We start from the raw sequence: 3,567 nt of genomic DNA, 5'->3' as shown, positions 1-3,567 counted from the left end.
GTTCTGATATTGGCTAAAAGCGCGTTTTGTTTAGCCATATCGGTTAATCCACTGTAGAAGAGAGCATTTGGCATGACCAAATAGCTTGCTGCCTGTGGTACAAGAGCGGCCACACTTGGACCAGAGCCCGAGCCAGAACCAGTTTCAAGAATTTCTTTGTGTAAGCGGAAATCCCAGAAATTTTCATTCTTTTCATCAAACAGGCTTTGTGTAATATCGGCTTGTCCATGGCTTGACTCTGGTCCATAAACAGTTAGCGTATATTTATAAGGTAAACGACCTCTTGTGGTATAGCCATTTGCTAGTTTGAAAGAGTCTTCCTGTGCTTTTCCAGAGACTTGAATAAGCGAAAGTCCACCGATATTCGAAGGATCAGCAGCATTTACTACACTATTTTTATCCCCTAAGTCGCTTTTGATATAAACTGTTGTGTTGCCTGAGACATCACCGTGAATGAGAAGCCTATCGGTTTTTTGATCGGCACTTGCTACGCCATCACTCCAAGCAATGTTGAAGTAAATCTTTGCGTCACCAGAGGCTTTGTAGACTTCTTGTGTGTCTGGTTTACCAGAACCTATATGCAATGTGTGATAATGCTCTTCTGTTGGTTCGCTAAAAATAATGGAGCTATTATCAAGACTAAGTGTGGAAATATCAGAACGAGATCTTTGAGCAATATCAAACAGATTGCCATCATCATCTTTTTCATTTGTACTGTTTTTTAAAATCCATTGCGTATTGTTTTTTAGATCAAAGTGTACATTTCTGTCTTTATCAACAGTCGCTCTGCCCTCTAGAGTAGACTGATCAGCGCTTAATGTAAAAGTGCCGTTGGGGGTCTCTTTTAAACCCACCAGTTCCCAAAGCTCTTTCTCTTTGTCTCCCAAACAAATGCCGTTTCTTAGTAAAACATCGGCATGGATTTCTGAATTTTTGATATTTGCTGTACCTATTGCCAGATCTGGATTATTTCCAAGCTCGTTGTTAGTGTAAGCTCCAATAAGAATTCCAGTGCCATTTTCCACATGAATATCTACATTGGTTAAATTGATTTCATTACTTTGATGTTTTTCTGTATCTTTTGTTTCATCGGGTTTGTTACTAGGGGAAGTTAAGAACTGCAAACCAGAAACTCCTGCTGTTAGAGAAGAATTCTGGACATCAATATGTCCGTTATATGCCGCCCATAGTGCAACTCTTTTAGCATTTATTTTATTTTTTATTGTATTCTGTGCTGCTTTAATATCACTATTAATCATCTTAATCGTGCTATTATCTGATGCAGAGAGACCAACATCAACATTTTGAATGGTTGTTTTGCCATTTAACTTAATTAAACTATCAGGTTGCACAGCGACTATACCAGTAGTCGTTTTTTTACTTTCATTACCTGTTATTGTTAAATCTCCGCTAATGATTTTACTTCCACCTTCTGCATAAAAACCTTTATTAAAATTTTTAATAATTGTTTTGCCCGTTAACGTAATTTCACTCCCAGAATTCACTGTCCATACACCATAGTTGTCGTCGTCGGGGTCTTGATCACTTTTTTCACCACCAACTATTGTTAAATTTTCGCTGGTAATTTTACCACCACTAAATGCTCTAAGACCCTTCAAAGTATTGTTAATAGTTGTATCGCCATGCAATTCAATTCTGCTATCAGGGTCAAAGGCCCCTACACCGATGCCTTTGCCATCTGTCGTTAAAGCAACATTTGTGGCATCAATTTGTCCACCTTTTTCTGCAAGTAATGCAACCCACCCACTGACAGTTCCTCCCGTCTTGGTGATTTTTGCTCCTGAACCTTCTGCATGAACTCCATTGCCTTCAGATGAAGTGACTGTTGTTTTTTCGTCTAAAGTGATGGTACTGCCTTCTTTAGCATATACCCCATCATTTTTCCCATCGAATGATCCTCCAGAGACTGTTATTGTCGAGTTATCCTCTGCAAATATACCATTATTTGCTAAAGAAACAGTTGTGTCTTTCAAAATAAGGTTGCTGTGGGTAGCATTTATCCCTTTCTCAATAAAGTAGTTATCTTTACCGCTTATAACTACAGTTGTTAGCTCGTTTTCACTACTACTGTTTTCAAAAGAAGCACCATTTTCAAGAGCTGTAATTTTCCCCCCTGTCATTTTAATTTTAGCATTATCTTTGGCCTTAATACCTAAGTGAATATCAGAATCATTATCATTACTTTTAATGGTTGAATTGGTTAAAGTAATTTCACTGTTATCGCCTTCAGCTGTTATAACATATGTATTTTTGTTTGTGTCTTTATTTCCGGTTACTGTTAATTTATCGCCGGTGATTTTACCACCTGTTTTTGCATGAATAGTCTCATACGTTTTTTCGGATGGGGTTTCTACTTTTCCATCAGTAACTTCGAGATTTTCAGCATATACGTTGAAATGGGTGCCAAACAGCGTAACAGCGATAGCCGCTGTACAGAGTAACAGAGATTTTTTATACATTGATATTTTCCTTAAAATTATAAGCCCCATGCATTCCGTCTCCGCTTACAAGAAGGATATCAAATGAATGGTCTTCTGCTTTGAGATGAATAGATTGTTTTTATTGTTGTGTAAAGTATAATTATAAATTTTACTATAAAATACATAATGTTTTATTGTAATTTTATTTTATTACTCATTATTAAATTAATAATTTATTAAAAATTTATAAAATAATTGAAGTTATTAAAAGTTGTTTGTAATTTTTTAATTGTAGATCATAGTGTTATTATTGTCCATTATTTAGAGATAAACTTTATTGAGTTATCACAAGAAAGAAAAGAATGGAGAAGATATAAAAAAAAGAAACCAGAAAAGAGGAAATAAGCAATAAAGAATAGCAGTATCTATGCTGTTGTGGATATACAGAAAAGAAAGCTTGTTGTTTGACAGGAGTTTTTTAAAGTGGGAATAGGTGGGATTGGGTAGGAATTTATGATTTTTTTTAAATGACTAATTTTCACCATTAAATGCACATTTTATCACAATGGATTTTTATATCTAAAAAAGAGTGAAAATGAGAGAAATCTATGATTCAATGGAAAAAATAGGAAAAGCTTTGAGGATTAAAAAAACTCTGTGAAAGCCTAGAAAACCGCCTTTGAAGACCCTTTGAAAAAAATCTATAAATTGTGAAGTTCGCTCCAAAATCAGCCAAAAAAAGCAAAAAAAGATGTAATATTTTAAAAACAAAGTATTATTAAAAATCTTAATGTAAGGAGAAAAGTACCTTCATTTTTCATTTTATAATGATGGTTAGGTTAGATTTGTGTCGTTCTGGAGCGTTTTTTCAACCTCTATTTGATGTTTTAAATGCAATTTTAAAAAGAGGCAAGGTAAGCTCTATTTCTTCACTGTCGTTGATGTCTTGAATAAGCTCTTGTAACTTTTTATAAAGCTCTGCCGCTCCCTTTGCTGCCGCCATGTTTATTAAACGTGACAAGCAAAGGGGCGGTGTTTTTTGGTCTCCCTCCAACCAAGATGTGTATGGCATTTTAGGCACGGCGCGCCCGATTAGCTATTTTGATGGCGAAATCGATCATGAGGC

1 protein-coding gene and 2 pseudogenes are annotated in these 3,567 nt (G+C 35.4%); 1 reads left to right on the top strand and 2 read right to left on the bottom strand.

The annotated features are described in order from the left end of the window. Together ACFIKR_RS08995 and ACFIKR_RS08990 are read right to left on the bottom strand one after the other, a co-directional pair. Positions 1-2,480, bottom strand: a 2,480-nt coding sequence (locus tag ACFIKR_RS08995) for a right-handed parallel beta-helix repeat-containing protein (RefSeq protein WP_375659605.1), incomplete at its 3' end; no start/stop codon positions are given. A 795-nt stretch (positions 2,481-3,275) separates the two neighbouring features. Continuing rightward, positions 3,276-3,426 (bottom strand): annotated as a pseudogene (locus ACFIKR_RS08990) (transcriptional regulator); the annotation flags it as partial. Between ACFIKR_RS08990 and ACFIKR_RS08985 the strand changes: the two are divergent. Continuing rightward, positions 3,422-3,567, top strand: a pseudogene (locus ACFIKR_RS08985) (phage tail protein); the annotation flags it as partial. The pseudogenes ACFIKR_RS08990 and ACFIKR_RS08985 sit on opposite strands and share 5 nt — an antisense overlap.

The organism is Bartonella sp. MR30HLJHH (genome assembly GCF_042194195.1).
Taxonomy (GTDB): Bacteria; Pseudomonadota; Alphaproteobacteria; order Rhizobiales; family Rhizobiaceae; genus Bartonella; species Bartonella grahamii.
The sequence above is the reverse complement of the archived record's forward strand: the minus strand, read 5'-3'. Positions and strand labels throughout refer to the sequence as shown.